At 53.1% G+C, this 17,868-nt stretch carries 13 protein-coding genes and 2 pseudogenes; 8 read left to right on the top strand and 7 right to left on the bottom strand.

The annotated features are described in order from the left end of the window. Positions 1-9 precede the first annotated feature (9 nt). The 8 genes and pseudogenes from J3P97_RS14620 to J3P97_RS14585 form a co-directional block, all read left to right on the top strand. Positions 10-1,251: a hypothetical protein gene (locus J3P97_RS14620; protein WP_434672061.1), complete on the top strand. Its 1,242-nt coding sequence runs from the start codon at positions 10-12 to the stop codon at positions 1,249-1,251. Beyond that, positions 1,245-4,451 (top strand): lantibiotic dehydratase, encoded by a 3,207-nt coding sequence (locus J3P97_RS14615; protein WP_434672060.1) that lies wholly within the window; start codon positions 1,245-1,247, stop codon positions 4,449-4,451. The genes J3P97_RS14620 and J3P97_RS14615 overlap by 7 nt, the downstream gene beginning before the upstream one ends. Next, positions 4,448-5,719, top strand: coding sequence for a circularly permuted type 2 ATP-grasp protein (locus J3P97_RS14610; RefSeq protein WP_434672059.1), 1,272 nt, complete (start codon positions 4,448-4,450; stop codon positions 5,717-5,719). Before J3P97_RS14615 ends, J3P97_RS14610 begins: the two co-directional genes overlap by 4 nt. Further along, positions 5,716-6,945, top strand: coding sequence for a hypothetical protein (locus J3P97_RS14605; RefSeq protein ID WP_434672058.1), 1,230 nt, complete (start codon positions 5,716-5,718; stop codon positions 6,943-6,945). Before J3P97_RS14610 ends, J3P97_RS14605 begins: the two co-directional genes overlap by 4 nt. Positions 6,946-7,023: 78 nt before the next feature. After that, positions 7,024-8,550: a methionine--tRNA ligase gene (gene metG, locus J3P97_RS14600; RefSeq protein WP_434672057.1), complete on the top strand. Its 1,527-nt coding sequence runs from the start codon at positions 7,024-7,026 to the stop codon at positions 8,548-8,550. Positions 8,551-8,669: 119 nt separating this feature from the next. After that, positions 8,670-10,502: an ABC transporter ATP-binding protein gene (locus J3P97_RS14595; protein ID WP_434672056.1), complete on the top strand. Its 1,833-nt coding sequence runs from the start codon at positions 8,670-8,672 to the stop codon at positions 10,500-10,502. A gap of 325 nt (positions 10,503-10,827) precedes the next feature. After that, positions 10,828-11,292, top strand: a complete 465-nt coding sequence (locus J3P97_RS14590) for a GNAT family N-acetyltransferase (protein ID WP_434672055.1) — start codon at positions 10,828-10,830, stop codon at positions 11,290-11,292. 178 nt (positions 11,293-11,470) lie between these two features. Then, a pseudogene (locus tag J3P97_RS14585) lies at positions 11,471-11,860 on the top strand (transposase); the annotation flags it as partial. On the opposite strand, the pseudogene J3P97_RS14580 reads toward J3P97_RS14585, so the two are convergent. The 7 genes and pseudogenes from J3P97_RS14580 to J3P97_RS14550 all read right to left on the bottom strand — a co-directional run. Continuing rightward, positions 11,813-11,986: pseudogene (locus J3P97_RS14580) on the bottom strand (IS66 family transposase); the annotation flags it as partial. The pseudogenes J3P97_RS14585 and J3P97_RS14580 overlap by 48 nt on opposite strands. A 64-nt stretch (positions 11,987-12,050) precedes the next feature. Next, positions 12,051-12,728 carry a DUF5710 domain-containing protein gene (locus J3P97_RS14575; protein ID WP_434672054.1) on the bottom strand — a complete coding sequence of 226 codons (678 nt, stop codon included), beginning with the start codon at positions 12,726-12,728 and terminating at the stop codon, positions 12,051-12,053. A gap of 54 nt (positions 12,729-12,782) precedes the next feature. Beyond that, positions 12,783-13,385 (bottom strand): His-Xaa-Ser repeat protein HxsA, encoded by a 603-nt coding sequence (hxsA, locus tag J3P97_RS14570; RefSeq protein WP_434672053.1) that lies wholly within the window; start codon positions 13,383-13,385, stop codon positions 12,783-12,785. Continuing rightward, positions 13,382-14,617 (bottom strand): His-Xaa-Ser system radical SAM maturase HxsC, encoded by a 1,236-nt coding sequence (gene hxsC / locus J3P97_RS14565; RefSeq protein WP_434674560.1) that lies wholly within the window; start codon positions 14,615-14,617, stop codon positions 13,382-13,384. The genes hxsA and hxsC overlap by 4 nt, the downstream gene beginning before the upstream one ends. Next, a complete protein-coding gene (gene hxsB, locus J3P97_RS14560) occupies positions 14,617-16,104 on the bottom strand; it encodes a His-Xaa-Ser system radical SAM maturase HxsB (RefSeq protein WP_434672052.1) in 1,488 nt (495 codons plus the stop codon). The genes hxsC and hxsB overlap by 1 nt, the downstream gene beginning before the upstream one ends. After that, entirely contained in the window at positions 16,101-16,400 is a 300-nt protein-coding gene (hxsD, locus tag J3P97_RS14555; RefSeq protein WP_434672051.1) for a His-Xaa-Ser system protein HxsD, read from the bottom strand. Before hxsD ends, hxsB begins: the two co-directional genes overlap by 4 nt. 356 nt (positions 16,401-16,756) lie before the next feature. Further along, positions 16,757-17,671 (bottom strand): LysR family transcriptional regulator, encoded by a 915-nt coding sequence (locus tag J3P97_RS14550; protein ID WP_434600907.1) that lies wholly within the window; start codon positions 17,669-17,671, stop codon positions 16,757-16,759. Positions 17,672-17,868 lie beyond the last annotated feature (197 nt).

The following is a 17,868-nucleotide window of genomic DNA, read 5'->3' as shown; positions in this document are numbered from 1 at the left end:
AAGCGTCAGATGAAGAATGATTCGGTTGTTTGGCCCCAGGAGATGGTTGACTACGGCGCTACCAAGGCGATGGTGGGAGAGCCGATTATTATCGGTGGCCCTGAAATGGCCCCCGAAGAACTTATGCAGGCGAGCGATTCGATCGCCCGTGTAATTACCTTGCTGGCATCGTTACCTGCGCGCACGGGAAAAACACTCCATGAAACAGCCCGCTGGCTTGGTTTTTCGCCTGAAGAGGCGCAGGCGTTAACCGAAGGTTGCGATCAGCTGGACGCAAACGCCTATGCCCGGGCAGACGTGATCCGCAGCGAGGGCGGCGTCAAACTGGTTGAAATCAATATGGGGGCCGTAGTGGGCGGTGCTATTGAAGGTTCGCTGCCCTGGCTCTCTGGCTCATACCAACCCCACAACCCAATGTGCGCATGGATCGAATATCTTGGGCGGGTCATCCCACGTAACGGGCGCGGGGTGCTGGTTTACGATGGTCCGGACGGATCGGAGTGGAACGCACATATTCAGATCATGGCAAGTAAAATGGCTCAGATACTGGGTATTGAAATCGTTGCTTCATGTCGCCCCTCGATAACATGGGATGGCGTGCATTTACGTGATGAAAATGGATCGTTCGACTGGATTTATCCTGTCTATTTCCCGTGGCAGGTCACGGCAAATCCGGACTACTACCGCCCGATTCGCGCGGCTATCAGCAGTGGAGCTGTTGCGGTACCGGTTCATCCTTCCACGTTGTTGCTGGCCAGCAAAAAAATGTTCGCTCTGGTCTGGCAGTGTTTGGAAAACGGGCTGTTGTCTGATGAAGAAGCCGAACTGGTCAAAGCGATCGTACCATTTACCTGCTCGTTGTCCGAAGAAACCCTCGCCTACGGCATCCAGCATCAACAGTCATTGGTGTTAAAACCGAGCAATGGGCATTGTGGATTAGGTGTGGTCGTCGGATATGAAGTTTCTGCTGATATCTGGCGGGATGAACTTGAACGAGCAATGTGTGACACCGATGATGATTATCTGCTTCAGCAGTGCTGCGAGCCGGTGTTGGAGATGGCCATTACGATCGACCAAGAGGGGCGACGCGAAGAGTATTCGGGGCGATATATTTGGGGGATGTTCGTTGCGCAAGGGGAGTTTTGCGGTACGCCGTTTATGCGATGCCGTTCTCTTGAAGGTTCGTTGGTTATTAATTGTGCCAATGGGGCCGCGTGTGGCCCTTTATCCCGGACGTCGTCGCTATGGTAAAGGCGTTGGCAAAACATTTCGGCGTGTTTGTCCTGCGTACTCCATTGTTTGTGCCAGCAGAGATCGAGATCTTACAGGCTGAGTTGCGCAAGATTCATCCGGACTGTCGGGTACTTGCGCAGCATGTCCTGTTTAATGAGGCTTTGTGGCTGGCAAGTCAGCGACTTCACGGCCTAGTTCACGCGAACCAACTGGAAAAGTATCCCGATGCGATTCTGGCGTTGGAAAGGTACTTGCTGAGGATGAGTCAGCGAGCGACACCCTTCGGCATTTCTGCGGGAATTTGTGCGGGTGTATTGGGCGATAAAGCCGTTGTGAAATCCCCTGATCGATCAAATGCGCGGCGGTATGTCCGTCTTGATGCAGGCTGCGCGCTCGGGCTCAAAGCGCATATGTTGCAAACGCCAGCGTTGCGCCGATTGTTGACATGGCACTGGAATGACGCCCGATGCGTATTGGGTCAGGCGGAATTGTTCATTGCGGGGCCTGACGAGGAACAGCCTCATCGCCACCAGCATAGCTTTATGCCGGATAACTCATTAGTTGGACGCTTGCGTAAGCGGGTCGAGGGGAGGTTTCAGGCTGATACAGTGCTGACGGCGATTCGAGAAGTGTTGTGCTGTGATCCAGATGAGGCTGATCAGGTATTTGATTACCTGACCCGTCAGGGGCTGGCGATTCCTGAAATAACTCGCCTGTCCAGAAATCATAATGTGCTCAATGCACTGAATGATGCATACGACGGGAAAGACGATGATGCACTTCCTTTTATCAATAGCCTGAATGACATCAGTCAGCAACTCATATCCGTAAATCGGACCTTGGAGCAGCCAGTTCTTGCCGGCTATCAGCATATCAAGCAGCACTTGGCAGGCTTGGTTCCAGCCGCCGCGCTTAAGAATCCGGTCCATGTTGATTTAATTACACCCTATCCAACTATCACGCCGAGCACGGATCAGGCTAGCCGTCTGGTAGTCGACGTTCTGAAAATCATGCAGTTCTCGGCATCCCCCGGTGAAGTGTTAGAAAATTTTATCGGGCGATTTGTTAATAGATACGGCTCAAAGGAAGTGCCGTTGTTGCTGGCATTGGATAAAGATTTGGGTGTCGGTTATGGTTTTACCTGCTATGGAAAAGAGGATCTATTGCAGGATGCGAGTTTCATTTATGGAGCGAATAAACCGCGCCCAGAGGTTGTCGTTGACACCTTGAATCAGTACGTCATCGAAACTCTGTTGGTGAAGGGGAGGGACGTGCAGGATTTATTGTTACCTGAGAGATTATTCAATGCTAATGTAGAACGGGTATTTCCCCAAGGCGATACGCTCGCAGCAGTAGGCACCCTGCTCGAAACAGAAGCGGAAAGTGGTGACTTCAGCTTCTTGTTACGACAGTTGAAAGGCCCATCTGCCGTCACCTGGCTTGGTCGTTTTTGTGAGGCTGATGAGGACATTGCAAAAATAGCCGCTACGCTTGCCGAAGATGAACAGCACAGCCTGGGTGATAAGGGCATTGTTGCTGATGTGATATATGCGGCGCAGGGGCGCGATGCTAATGTCACGCAGCACTCCCCGGTGCGGAAGTATGAGATCGAATATTTCTTGCGCTCAGAACTGCAGGGCGACCGTGCAATTACATTGGATGATATTGTTGTCAGTGTGAGACAGGGGGAAGTTATTTTACGATCAGTAGCACTGAATAAACGGATCTTTCCACGCCTGTCTTGCGCACATAATACGCGCCGACTACATCATCCGCCGATCTATCAGTTTTTTGGCGATGTATTCATGCAAACAGGGCATTACACATTGCCCGATTTCAGCGCCGCATTAAGAATGACGAAGAAATTGCCACGAATACGTTTCGGTAGTCTGGTTCTGCAGCCCGCCGTGTGGTGGATTGGCGAAAATGATAGAGAGACCATTCAACGAGAAGCTGTTGTGGCGGGCGTCATTCCTGCCATCAACAGGCTACGGGAACAACGTTCTTTACCCGCCAATGTCTCTGTTGGGGAGGGGGATCAGTTACTGGAAATTTCTTTAGACGATCCTTTGCATGCCAAGATTTTGTATGAGTTTATTGTAACGGATAAAATATCAACGATTAGAGAAACACTTTCTTCATTCGGCTCTGATGCAAACAGTGAGCGGAGTCATCATGAAATATTTATTCCTTTCAAAACCTTGGGCGAACGAGGTAAGAATAAGGATGTTTCATTCATCAGGCTACCCCAGCCCCTCGTTGAGCAAATGGCCCACTACACTACTAAGAAAACGCATGGTGGAATAATTACCTCTCCCAATATCTGTTCGGCTGAGCAGATTTCACAGCACGCAAGCCAGTGGGTGTTTACTTCAGTTTGGTGCGGTAGAGGTTTAGTCGACGCTATTCTTACGCAGTATATTTTGCCTTGGACAGTGTCGGCTGAAACTGAGGGTTACCTTAACCAGTGGTTTTATGTCCGCTATGATGATCCGCGCGCTCATATCCGGCTGCGATTCAAGGGCGATAAGGCCCAGATAAGGGAACATTTACATTCGGAGCTGCAAAGGATTAATGAAGTATTCGCAGGGCAGCTTTCTTTTTCTGAAGAATGTTATGAGCCGGAGTCCATTCGCTATGGCGGTCTGGTAGGCCTGCAGTTTGCAGAGGATATTTTCTGTCTTGATAGTATGTCGGCAGTCAACTTTTTAGCGAAGCGGTGCACCTCTAACCATGATGAGTTGATGACCGAATATTGTTTGAACTCCATGGATTCACTTTTAAGCGTCCTGGGTCTGAAAGTTGAGCAAAAGTACCTTGTGATGAATGAAATTTGTAGGAAGTATTACGCCGAATTTGACGTTTCAGGTCAAAGAAAAAATAGCCTTGATAAAAATTTTCGGCGAATTTTGACGAGGTCAACGGTGCTGAAAGAACTGGTTCGTCAAGGTGCTTCCGGCGTCTACGAAGAGTGCATTGACGTTCGAAACAGAAACATAGGCGCGCTGTTAAGTAACGCTGTTAACGCGCGGCAAAAATGGTTGCGACATGCAGACGTCGTTACGTTTATCCCGGCCTATTTTCATATGTGTCTAAATCGTCTATTTAGTGATAATCGTCGGCTCAAGGAAATGATGATCGGCGATTTATTGAGACGCTCATACGAGAGCCATCTGGCTAGAAAATACCCGCAGAAGAAAAAAGGAGTTTTTTCGTGAGTTTCTGGAGCGGCGAAATTGCACGGAAGGCCCGCCAGCTTTCAATTGTGGGTAATAGTGAAGCGGTCATTGTAGGCTCCCCTTTATTATCCGAAGGCCAGCAGTTAGAGGTGGGCGCCTTAGTGAGCAGGCTTTTGCGTCTGCTTGTGGACTTGCCTGGTCGGCTGGAGAAGAGTTATCTGGCATACGCCGTGGATAAGCTGAAGATGCGTGAAGAGGCGGCGCGTATAGTCCTGTGCCAGGATTTGTTGTTATCGGAAGATGTATTCGCACGTGCAGACATTGTCCGGCAGGAAGGTATTTGGAAACTCTTGGAGATGAATGTCGGAAGCACTGTAGGTGGTATGTTCTATGCCTCGTTGCCTCGTCTAAGTGGTTTTTCTCAATCCCATGATGCGCTAAGAACATGGGCGGAAATTATCCATCGGAATTATTGCCAAGGAATTCGCCATATAGCGATCGTCGAAGACGCGGCGATAATCGAGGCATTGCGTCCGCAGTTTGCTGTGTTGGCCAACGAGCTAAGTGAGCAGGTGGGTATCACCTGTTCCGTCGTCAGCGCTGACGAACTCTGGATTGATGGTGAAACACTTAACAGCCGGCGCGGCACGGTAGACTGTATATATCGTTTTTTTAACGAGAAAGACGTACTGAGAAACCCCGATCAATATTTCTCGTTGATGAAAGCTATCGCGAACAAAATAGTTTCGGTGCCAATGGGGTTTTGCACGCAGTTGCTGAGTAATAAAGGCGCGCTGGCGTTATTGCATGAACTTGTCGAAACCTCATTGCTCAGCGATGAAGAAAAACAATTAGTCACGGCATTCGTGCCTTATACCTGTCATGTCACGCCGAATAATATCCATGCCTTGAAGAAGAAACCAGAACAGTGGGTAATAAAGCCTACTGATAGCGCCTGCGGATATGGCGTGAAGTACGGAGGAGAAATGACGAGCGAGAAATGGAATCACCATCTCGAATATATAGCTAATACGCCATCGGAGCCTTATATCGCTCAATCATTTTGCGAGGCGGAATACGTACCTACAGTATTCAGTCTCAGTGACGGGGAGAACTTTACCGAAAAATCGAGTGTTGTCTGGGGCGTTTATGTATTCGGTGATCGGTATCTGGGAACGCTGGTACGTGCGAAGCCTCACCAAGACACGATCATTATCAATCATGCGGCTGGCGCAAGTGTTGGACCGCTGAGTGATAACGCAACCTGTGCGATCCATGGAATGGTAAATATCAAGGAGTCAGTATGAAGGCATGGCCGTTCGAGATCATTGAGACAGGCAGGAGTTGGGGGTTTGTTGATGATGACGATGTCATTATCCTCGGAGTCGAACAGGCACTGCCGAGTGATATCCCTGCCGTTTCTCACCAAGTGACAGCGTTGTTGAATCTGCTGTGCTCTCTGCCGGAGCGGCTTTTTGGCGGGAGTCTTATTCGCATGGCGCAAGAGGTGGGGTGTGATAGCCAACTCTTGTCCTATTTAAACTTAGTGCCAAGTACTCTATCTGCAGATGTTTTTGCTCGTGCCGATCTTTTTATTGATGGGTCGGGGTGGAAGCTTCTAGAGCTGAATATCGGGGGCTCTATCGGTGGCATGCATATGGCGTCGTTGCCCCGCCTGGCAGGTCATCCACTTAAGTACGATGCGCTGGCCGGGTGGGCGCATCATTCTATCTGTCATCTTGATGACAGAGAAGGGAAGATGCTCTTTATAGTTCCCGGTAATGAGATAGACGCGTTACGCAAACCCTTGAGTGTACTGCTGGCTGAACTCAGTCAATGGTCAAATAAAGGTGTCTCAATTGCCAGTCCTAGCGAGTTGGACGCCAGCGGCAGTGAATTGTTTTGGAAGGGTGAGTCAGTAAAATACCTGTATTTTCGTGACGAACAACAAGCTTTTGAACTGACGGAGACATGCGTGCAGCTCAGAGCATTATTGGCCTCCGGCGCAGCGTCAATTCCGATGGGGCCCGAATATGGTGTCATATCCAGTAAAGGTGCCTTGGCCATACTCTGGAACAGTTGCAAAAACAAGCTGCTTAATCAGGAAGAAGACGCGTTGGTAAGGAAGCTTGTCCCTGAAACGTTCTGGTTGACTGAATCCACGTTGGCGGATGTTTTGGACGAGCCGGCCCAATGGGTGCTCAAACCCGCCAATGGTTTTGGTGGGTACGGTGTCATATGTGGTTGTGAGGTAAGCGAGGAATATTGGCGTACGTCGCTGCATGGCGCATTGTCCATCGGACGGAATCAATACGTTCTTCAACGCTATGTCAGTTCGGTGACATCAGATTTCTTTGTGGCTACTTCTGCAGGAGAGCAAACAATTCAACATGGGCGAGTGGTGTGGGGACCTTATATTTTTGGTTCAGACTACTTGGGCACGCTCATACGGGCACAATCTGTCGAACATTCAGCTGTCATCAATTACGCCAAGGGAGCAGCCTGCGGCTTTATTGGTATGGACCATGCTTGAAGCATAAGTGAATGACTTCAGTGTCTTAACGATTTTCGGATCGACCCAAGACCGATCTTAGTAATTGAAGGAAAAAAATTGAAATCTATCTACGTTACTACACCGATCTATTACGTTAACGATCGGCCGCATCTGGGGCATGCATATGCCAGCATTCACGCCGATGTTTTGGCGCGTTATTCGCGTTTGGCAGGGAGGGATACATTCTTTCTGACCGGGGCTGACGAACATGGTGAAAAAATTGCCAAGGCAGCTATCGAGAACGGAGAAAAATCCCAGGATTTTGTTAATCGTAATGCAGACCTGTTCATAGCAGCGTGGAAGGAACTGGGTGTTGAACCTTCCCAATTTGTCAGAACCACGCTGCCTGGCCATAAGAGTTATGTCTCTAAGGCTCTTCAGTCTTTGTATGAAAAAGGTGATATTTATCAAGCCGAATACGAGGGGCTGTATTCAATAGGTCAAGAGCGCTTTGTTACCGAGAAAGAGTTGGTTAACGGGAAACTTCCGGAGGACAAGGATCCTCCGCAGTTGAGGAGAGAAGTTAATTATTTCTTTAAAATGGAAAAATATCGAGGTTGGGTAAAGGATTTTATCGAGTCACACCCTGGTGTGATTCAACCAGAAAATTACGCAAAAGAGATGTTGGCGCTACTCGATGAGCCTATTGGGGATCTCAGTATTTCGCGCCCTGCAAGCCGCCTTTCCTGGGGCATTCCTTTGCCTTGGGATAATGAACATGTCACCTACGTCTGGTTCGACGCGCTTTTGAGTTATGTCTCTCCATTAACCACCCTCGAAGGCGGTTTTGAGCGCTATTGGCCTAGTGTTCGTCATATCATCGGCAAAGACATCTTGCGTCCGCACACATTGTTTTGGCTTGCCATGTGTAAAGCCCTGGAACTGCCACCTTATAAAAAGTTGTATGTGTCCGGGCATCTTTTAGGCAGTGATGGTCGCAAGATGAGTAAGTCGTTGAACAACGGAGTAGACCCATTGACTGCGGCGAGGAAATACACCAGCGATGTGTTGCGATACGTGCTGGTACGTGAAGTCCCTTTTGGCGTAGACGGAATTGTCAGTGAGCAGGTGATAGAGAATCGCTTGGACAAAGACTTGGCGAACGAATTGGGTAACTTGGTATCACGGACACTCACCATGATCGGACTGTACTGTGATTTCAAGGTCCCTACGTCGCAAGCCTACGGCGCTGAAGAGCAGGCATTGATGGAACAAAGCCGGGAACTGCAGGAGGGCATTATGGGCTGGGTCGATGACATGAAGATCCGGATGGCCATGGAAAATATCATGGCATTCGTCCGAGAGATGAATCGCTATGTCACGGCGCGTGCGCCATGGAAACTCGCCAAAGACTTGTCACAGCGCGATGAACTTAACGCTGTTTTACAAACGTTGCACGAGGGGCTCGTCGTTGTTTCTACGCTCTTGGGTCCTGTTATGCCCGAAAAAATGAGAGGGTTGCGCAGCGCTTTGGGCGTAGCCGAACATTCAGAAAGCTTGAACGAAGCGTGGCAGTTGGACAGAGGTGTTCAGGTAATTAACGTTCCTTTCATCATGTTCGCCAAGATTAACAACGAAGGCTGAATCCCCGGCAGAGTTTCGTGAGTTTACGGGCTCCGACGGGTGTCAAGAGCGGCCGCTGTTTAATGCGCGGTCGTTCACTTTAACGATAAGGAGAGCCCGCTACGCGGGTATCAGACCTAATGCTCTACCGTCATTTTGAACAACTGATAGATATTTTCCGCGATGCGCCCACAGCGAATCCTCCGGACCGGGTCTTGCCTTTCTACTTCTATTACATCAAGCAGGTCTGGCCAAGTTTCGCGGCTCTGTTGGTGGTCGGGCTGTTTGTCGCCCTGATAGAGGTTTCGCTATTCAGCTATCTCAGCAAGATTATCGATTTGGCGCAAGGGGCCCCGAACGTCGATATCTTCAAGACCCATGGCTTGGATCTGGCCTGGATGGCGATGGTTGCATTGATCTTTCGACCCTTGTTCGTCGCCCTGCATGGTCTATTGGTGAATCAGACCATCGGCCCCTGCATGACCAGTCTGATTCGTTGGCAAAACCATCGCTATGTACTCAAACAAAGTCTGAACTTCTTCCAGAATGATTTCGCAGGGCGCGTAGCCCAGCGCATCATGCAGACCGGCAACGCGCTGCGAGAGTCCACTGTCCAGGCCGTAGATGCGTTGTGGTATGTCCTGATCTATACCGTCAGCGCTCTGGTGCTGTTCGCCGAAGCCGACTGGCACCTGATGATTCCGTTGCTGGTATGGATCGCCTGCTACGTTGGCGCTTTGTATTACTTCGTCCCCAAAGTCAAGGAACGTTCGGTGGTGTCGTCTGACGCCCGCTCGAAACTCATGGGACGAATCGTTGACGGCTACACCAACATCACCACCCTCAAGTTGTTTGCCCACACACACGTCGAGCAGAACTACGCCCGCGATGCCATCGCCGAGCAGACTGAAAAGACTCAGCTTGCTGGCCGTTTGGTAACCAGCATGGATGTGGTCATCACCGGCATGAACGGTCTGCTGATCGTCGCCACCACTGGCCTTGCGCTGTGGTTGTGGACGCAGTCGCTGGTCTCGGTCGGGGCCATCGCCCTGGCCACTGGCCTGGTGATCCGCATCGTAAATATGTCCGGCTGGATCATGTGGGTGGTCAACGGCATCTTTGAAAATATCGGCATGGTCGAAGATGGCCTGCAAACCATTTCCCAGCCATTGAGTGTGACTGACGATAAGCAAGCCCAGCGTCTTGCTGTGGCCAGCGGCGAAGTACGTTTTGAACACGTCAAATTCCACTATGGCAAGCGCAGTGGTGTGATCGACGACCTGAACTTGGTCATCAAACCGGGTGAAAAGATCGGTCTGATTGGCCTATCCGGGGCGGGTAAGTCGACGCTGGTCAACTTGCTGCTGCGCCTCTACGACCTCCAGGGCGGACGAATCCTGATCGACAATCAGAACATCGCGCAGGTCAAACAGGACAGCCTGCGCGAACGCATCGGCATGATCACCCAGGATACCTCCCTGCTGCACCGCTCGATCCGCGACAATTTGCTTTACGGTAAACCGGGCGCCACCGACGATGAGATACAAGAGGCGGTGCGCAAGGCTCGCGCCGACGAGTTCATCCCGCAGCTGTTTGACGGGCAGGGTCGCACTGGGTTTGATGCCCTGGTCGGCGAACGCGGGGTGAAACTCTCCGGCGGCCAGCGCCAGCGTATTGCGATAGCCCGGGTGCTGCTCAAGGATGCACCGATCCTGATCATGGACGAAGCGACCTCGGCGCTGGATTCGGAAGCAGAAGCCGCGATACAGGAAAGCCTGGAAATCCTGATGCAGGGTAAAACCGTTATCGCCATTGCTCACAGGTTGTCCACCATCGCCCGAATGGACCGCTTGGTTGTGCTGGAAAAGGGACGTATCGCTGAAAGCGGTACCCACAATGAACTGCTGGCCCAAGGTGGATTGTATGCACGTCTGTGGCGGCGCCAGACCGAGGGCTTTGTCGCTATCGATTGAGGTGTGGCCCCCAGCCACGTCGTCTGTTCGGACTGCTACTGATACTGAAAAGCTAACGTGAACAGAGGGGGCGCAGCGATTGTACGCAGCCTTGGCCAAAAGCGGAGGTTTCGTAATGTTGCTTCGAGATTGACTTGTCCGGCCATCCACAGCACTATCCGCCCATGATTTACATACGCCGAATGAACATGATGTGTTCCTCTATGACCGCCTCTGGCGGGCCATGAGGTCATGCGTGCTTAGAATTTGCGTGTTACCCCAAGCCCCGCCAGAGATGGACGGGGCTTTTTAGTTCTCCGTCCGAACATGGTTGACGGAGAGTGAAATGTTCGAGATTAGACGAGCCGGCCACAGTGATTCCCAGAAAGCGTTCGACATTCGCCTTCTAGCGATACGGCATCAATGCATCGGGCCCTATACCGAGACGCAGCTATTGGCCTGGACGGCTGGTGCGGCCGAGGATGGATATTACAAACTGATGGAGAAGCACTTCTATCTGGGCTGTATTGAAGGAGAGCCTGTGGCGACAGGAATGCTTGACCTCGAGAACAGCGAAATCGGCGCGATCTTTGTGCATCCTGGTTTTATGCAACGAGGTATCGGCAGGAGAGTCCTGGATCACCTCGAACGTCTGGCACGAGATTTGGGCCTGGAAGAAGTCAAGCTTGATGCTACTTTGAATGCAGCTGACTTTTACCGACGCTACGGTTTCGTTGGTGAGGAGCCTGCGATTTACCATTCTCCTTCGGGGCTTCAGCTAGCGTGTATTCCTATGGTGAAGGGGCTTTGACTGGTCTGATTTGATGCTCAGGAATTGGAGCATCAAATGATGCGATCGCAGTTTTCTGAAGATTCATCATGCCCCATACGCAAAAACGGCACCCGAACAGACTGTGTGAAACTTAGCAATCTGCGCGGTGCATCATAGAAAAATGCTCCGTATCGAAAGATACGGAGCATTTTTCGTTTTGGCGTACATCCAAGGAGCATCCCACAGCCAGACCAGCCAGTTACCGGTCTCGCTGGAATAGTTGATCCCCGAGGACCACCTCGTTCGTGTCATCAATCTATACTTCGGCAAGCTGAATCTCGCGCTGCTGGGCTTTGATAAAGCGCCACCCAAAAGCACCGGGCGCCCCTCTTATGATTCGGCCGATCAGCTAAAACTTTTCCTTTACGGCTATTTTTCCAGTGGATCTGCTCTTCGCGGCGGCTCGAAGCCGAGTGCCAGAGCAACAGTGATTTGGCTGATCAACCGGCTCCAGTTTTGCCGCGTGGTGGGTTTGATCGCAGGCGAGTTCGTGGCAATTGATAGCAGCTCGATGGGTTTTCTTCTCGCCTGGCGCGAGCATTTGCACCGGCATTTCATCAACGTGCACAACGTTGTGCTCAAGCATCACTTCGCGTAGGGCATCGACCAATGGCAGCAATTACACACCGCAAATACCGACCCAGCTGGCCAGCGTTGAACGAGGAATCGCAAGTTTTACAATAGAGCAGGTGAGCCTGAGGCGCGTGAGGGCTTCGTGCAGTTCGGGGTTGGGGTAATTAGGGGGGCTCGCGAACCTGCATCCAGTCGAAAAAGTCTTCGAATGCAAAGCCGACGCTGCAGTTGGCGTCGAACCGCTCGTTGATTCTGATGAGAGTCATCCGCTTAGCTTCTTGTGGTGAGGTCGGGAAGAAAGCTCCACCAGGTTCGCTGTGCATGAAGAAATCGCCGAGTTTTGCTCCGCAGTTTTCGCAGTGATTCATCAGGTAACAGCTGCCTGTCGTTTTGCTGTAGGCCTGCTTGAACTTGTTGGTGAAGTGATGGATCTGCTTCGTGACCAAGGGGGAGAGGCTGTGGACGTTGGAGACCGTTCCGCGATACCCATGGCACTTCCATTCGCCGAGGTTGCTTGTGAGCGCGAAATCTTCGTCCTCATCCTCGTAGTAATCGAATTCTTCGTGTTGCTCGGGTAGCTTGAACGAGAACACGCGGGTCAAATTGGAGCAGCCCCAGCAGTCGGACACCGACTCTATGACGTAGTAATACGGTGCTCTGACGCTAAATTCAGGCCCGTGCTCCAGGTCTGCGTACTCTGTTACGGGCAGCCATTGAGCCAAGGGGCTGATGTCGACACCCTCGGGGATGTACCAAGTCTTCAGGCTCGGGTCCCATCTGGCACCGAGTGATTTCGCTTCATCTTTTTCTGAGAAGGGGACTTTCAGATCAATCCTTGCCATTTCTGTATCCGTACGTATTGCTCATCAGTAAGCGCAGCTTTAACCTGAAGCGACTTATGGAATCTTGATCCCCAACGCATTCAGCGATGGTGTATCCATCCGGCCATTCACGGTCAGCCCACTGTCCATCTGAAAGGCCATCAACGCACCACGTGTTGCTTTGCCCATCACCCCATCAATGGAGCCTTGGTAATACTGGCGCACCATCAGCGCGGTCTGCACACGGGTTACCAGGTTGCTTTTCTGCTCATTGGTCGCGCGGCTCTTAGAAGTGCTTGTCCCGCTGGTAGTGCCAGACGACTGATAAAGGCTGTTGCTGCTTGGAGGGCTGCTCGAAGCACTCGGCGCGCTGTAGCCTCGGGTACTAGTAGCGGGTGGGCTGTAGTAGCGAGGTGCGCTATAGCCACCCGAGCCGCTGTAGTGAGAACTGTGCGAGCTGTGGGACCGGTGAGAACTGTGCGAGCGATGCGCCGCATAGATGTTGACGGTGTTTGGCGCATTGAGCGTATCGGCAAATACCGGGGGCTGTAGCTTGTCGTTGGGTTGCCAGTTCGCATCGGCGAGTGGCAGATGGCCCGCCTGTGCCAGGGTGGTACCTGCTATTGGCAGCAGGCTGATCCCACTGATCAGGACTTTCCAGCGGTCGAGCAATTTCACTGTGCACTCCTTGCATAGGCGCTAAAGGCCTCGGTCGATAGTAGTTGTACGCCGCGGCTCTGCCAGCGGTAGGTGTGGGATTTGAAGAAGCCAGAGCAATGTTTGACGGCAGCGCATTGTTGGCAGGTATCGATGAACAGATTCTTCCAGTCCGAGATGCTCTGGCGGGCGAAACGCGAGAGGTGGGCCGGGATCAGGCACAGGGGCAAGTTGTAGATCGAAACCGGCACTCCGCGGTTGAACAGGAAATACACGGCCTGGCTCAACGACTCTTGATAGTCCAGCGGGTCAATCCACAGTTCTTCGTAGTTTTTCCTGGCCAGGCCGGTGCTTTCGATACCCATCAGCGCAACATGCCGCACGAAGGGCAGGTTCCTGAACACGTAGTGGGCGAGCTCGGGCAAGCGTGGCGTGGTCAGGCGATTGAGTACCACGCGTATCTCGATGATCTGGTTGGCGCGCGCCAGGTTGTAAAGACCTTGCAGGGTTTCGCTGAACGCGCCTGGAGCCTGCACCACATGGTCATGGTCTTCGGCATTGTCGGCATACAGGGGGATGCCCCAGCTCAACTGAGGGTGGCTGATGGCAGAGAGCGCTGCGATCCAGCTCGGGTCTTGGAACAGACGCCCGTTGCTGAGTACATGAATGGATTTCTGTGGCAAAACGGCTTTGCACTTGGCCAGGATTTCAAGCAGGCCGTCGCGATAAAGCGTGGGTTCTCCGCCGCTGATTCCCAGATTTTCCTCGCCCGAGTCCATCAGGTCGATCAGCCGTAGGTTCTCCTCGATGTGCCAACGGTCATCGATATCTTTGGGCGGCTGCGAGCACATCAGGCAGAGGCTGTTGCAACGATCGGTCATGAACAGCAGGTTGCTGTCTGAGCCTCGTCGATAGAGCACTCGCACCAACGCGCTGCCTGGTGTGACGGCAATGACATCGCCGGGCTGCACGACATCCGCATCTTTGGGGGTGTGCAGGTATGGCCGCGCGCTGTCGAAGTCGCCGATCACTGGCTCCGGGATCAGGAATCCTCCCACTGGTAATGAGAGCAGATGCGGGCTCCGTAGCCGTTCTTCGTTTGGCAGCCAAAGCAGCAGGTCACCGAACTCAGCGCTTCCGGCACAAACAGCCAGGCCTTGTTCGATGAACTCATCCAGAGTGATGACCTTGAGCAGTTTCGGCTCATTCAGGTGATGGATTTCGAAGTGGGTATCTTTGCGCAGCATCCCTATCAGCCCCTGTAACCCGGGAACCGGACATCGTTGTAAGAGCGCCTGCTCAACCAAGACAGCAGCACCCTCTGCACGTTGTCGTCGCCATCGCAAAGCAGGCCGAAAAGATGCTTCAGCAGCCCCATGTTCTTCTTGCAGAAGCTGCTGAACACTCGGTGTCCGATCGGGTCAGCTTGGCGGGCATAGTGTTCGACGGGGTCAGCACCACAGTACGGGACAAGTGCGCAGTCGGAGCAGCCCGGCAGCGCCTCTGCTACACCACTGGCGAGCAACGCATTCATAACGGGCGATGCGAGTAATTCAGACAAGGGTTGCTGCACGGTGCCGAGCCTCAAGCCGTCTTCACCCATCTCCAGCAACATTCGGGCTTCGTCCGAGGGATAGACGTAACCGTCATAGTTGTAGACCAGCGCCGCAGTGCCTGCGCCAGCGGGGGAGCGCAGGTCTACATAGCCGGAGGAGAAGGGTGTCAGAATAGTCTTCAGCAACAGGCTCGTATAACTCTCTGAGAGGTATACGCCCTGTTGGTTGATATGCAGCAAGTAGGCCAGTGCCTTCTTGTAGAAGGCCAGGTATTGCTCAATAGGGTAATCAAGTCGATGGGCACTCTTGGTGGCGAATCCATAAGGGCTCAGAGGCCGAAGTGAGATGCTGGAGAAGTCCTGGCTTACATACTCATCGATGATTGCTTCAGGTTGTTCGAGGCTTCTTGAAGTCAGCGTGGTCAACGCGGAAACTGCATCATGGCCAAGGCGCTCACGGACCCATTGGATGCCTTTTACTGTGCGTTCGTAGGAGTCTCGTGACGGTGTAGGGCGGTTCGCATTGTGCAAGGGCGCCGGCCCATCGAGCGAGGTCGAAAACTGGATGTGATTTTGTTCTGCGAAGTCGAGTATTTCCTCCGTCAGGTGGTGCAGCGTGGTGGTGATGACGAACTGGATATCCCGTTGTTCGACCACGTTCCGTTCAGCGACCCATTCGACAATCTGGCGGACGCGCTCGAAAGCCAGAAGCGGCTCGCCACCCTGAAATTCTACAGTGAGGGCGGGAGCGTTCGATTCGAACAGGCGATCGACCGCCGCCAGTGCATCCGCTTCCGACAGGTCGTGGCCGGATCCTCCCAGAGGGGCCCGCGACACCTGGCAGTACTGGCAGGTGTGGTTGCAGCGCAATGTAACCACGAACAAGTGAAGTGCAGGGCCCTGGAAGAGGAAGTCCTTGCGGCTGCGATACTGCGCGGCCATTTCCGGGAGCGGGTCGTGGCGGCCTGGTTCGTAGATGAAGTGACGGGCCAGCAGGTCCTTGTAAAAAGACGTACTTGCTTGAACGTCGAAGTAACTGAGGGCTCGTAATTGCGCGTCGTTCACGTGCATGTACTCACCGGTATCGGAGGTGAGCAGGATGTCACGGTCATGTCCCGTGTTCATGCGCATGAATCGAAAAGGCAGCAAGCGGTAGTGCTTGGCGTCTGTCGCTATCAGTGTCACTGCGAAACCCCACATCCAGTGAGCGCAGCTCGGGCCAGGATCTCACGTAACCCTGCTGTTTCGCGGTTGATATGGTCGCGTAGGGCGAAGTCGTTCAAATGCTGAAAGATCAGCGATTGAGCCTGCTTCGGGGAAAGCGTTAGCTTTGCTTCAGCGGGGTGGGCCGTGAGGCTTATCTGATTGGCTTCAATACCGACCTGGATCGTGACAGTGTCGGCCAGGGAATAAGCGGCGCGTTGCACCACGCTGAGCGGGTAGGCTGCGCTGTCGAGCTTCAGCGTGACTGGCCATGTCATCGGAACCGCTCCTTCAAATCCGTTGGGAACGTGTGGATATTGATGGTTTCCGAGGCATTATGCCATCATAATTTTTTATATTTGCACGCATCTATCCAGCTGATGGCGGAGAATCAGTCAAATGTTCATCGGCTGCATGTTCACCGTTCCGCTGCGGTATAGCGACTCGCAGAAAGTCCGGTCGGAGCTATCCTCATCAATAGCCTGCTTGGCCTTAGGCTGGGGGCATCCTTTTCAAACCATCCAAAGCATGCCCTCAGATGTGCCCCCAATGTAGCAATCCACTGGAAGTGAATAGATCTCCATGGTTTGTGGAAAGGCAGAAATGATCAGCCGAACAGCCTGCCAGACGACGCCTAAAGACTCTCAGGGTCGCCAAAAAACATCTGAATCCGCGATCTCAACCAGCGTTCGCCCGGGTCGTTGTCCTGGGAGCCGCGCCAGGCCATGTGCAGTTCGAAGCTGCGCACCGGGATCGGTGGGTCTTCAGCGCGCACGCCGCCGGCGGCGGTCAGTGCTTCGGCGGTGTAGTCGGGCACGGTGGCGATGATGTCGGTGCCCGACAGCAGCGTGCTCAGGCCGTTGAACTGCGGTACGGCCAATACCACATGGCGCTTGCGGTCGAGCTTTTCCAACTCTTCATCAATGAACCCGCTCAAGTCGCCGGCAAAGGACACCAGTGCATGGGGGCGGGCGCAGAATTCGTCCAGCGTCAGACGTCCCGGTGCGGTGTCGGCGCGCAGCACTTTCGGCGAGCTGCGCCGCAAGACCTTGCGCTTGGCGTTGGCCGGCAGGTCGTCGGTGTAGCTGACGCCGATGGAGATTTCGCCAGAGGCCAGCAAGCCCGGCATCAGGATGTAATTGACCCGGCGCACCACCAGCACGATGCCTGGCGCTTCGGCCCGCAGGCGCTTGAGCAGCATCGGCAGCAGGGCGAACTCGGCGTCATCCGACAGGCCGATGCGAAAGACCGAGGTGCTGGTGGCCGGATCGAATTCCGCCGCCCGGCTGACCGCCGTGGAGATCGAGTCAAGGGCCGGAGAGAGCAGGGCGAAGATTTCCACCGCCCGCGCGGTGGGCTCCATGCTGCGCCCGGTACGCACGAACAGCGGATCGTCGAACAGGCTGCGCAGGCGCGACAGCGCGGCGCTGATGGCCGGTTGGCCGAGGAACAATTTCTCGGCGGCGCGGGTCACACTGCGCTCATGCATCAATGTTTCGAACACGATCAACAGGTTCAGGTCGACACGACGCAGGTCATTACGATTCATCTGGGGTCCTGGCAGATTCGGCAAGCTTGACGTGGGCGGCCATATGGGAACAATGGCCGGCATGAATCTTACGGGGAAAGGCTGGTACTCTGCACCGGCTAATTGCATTTTTCAGGGCGGGGTCCTACAGGGCCGGTTCAGTTTTCTTGCTGCGGAATCAATGACAGGCATGTCGACTATTAATAGCCACTGATGGT

The sequence above is a fragment of the Pseudomonas sp. R1-15 genome (assembly GCF_051132085.1).
GTDB lineage: Bacteria > Pseudomonadota > Gammaproteobacteria > Pseudomonadales > Pseudomonadaceae > Aquipseudomonas.
This window is presented reverse-complemented; position numbering and strand designations above follow the sequence as displayed.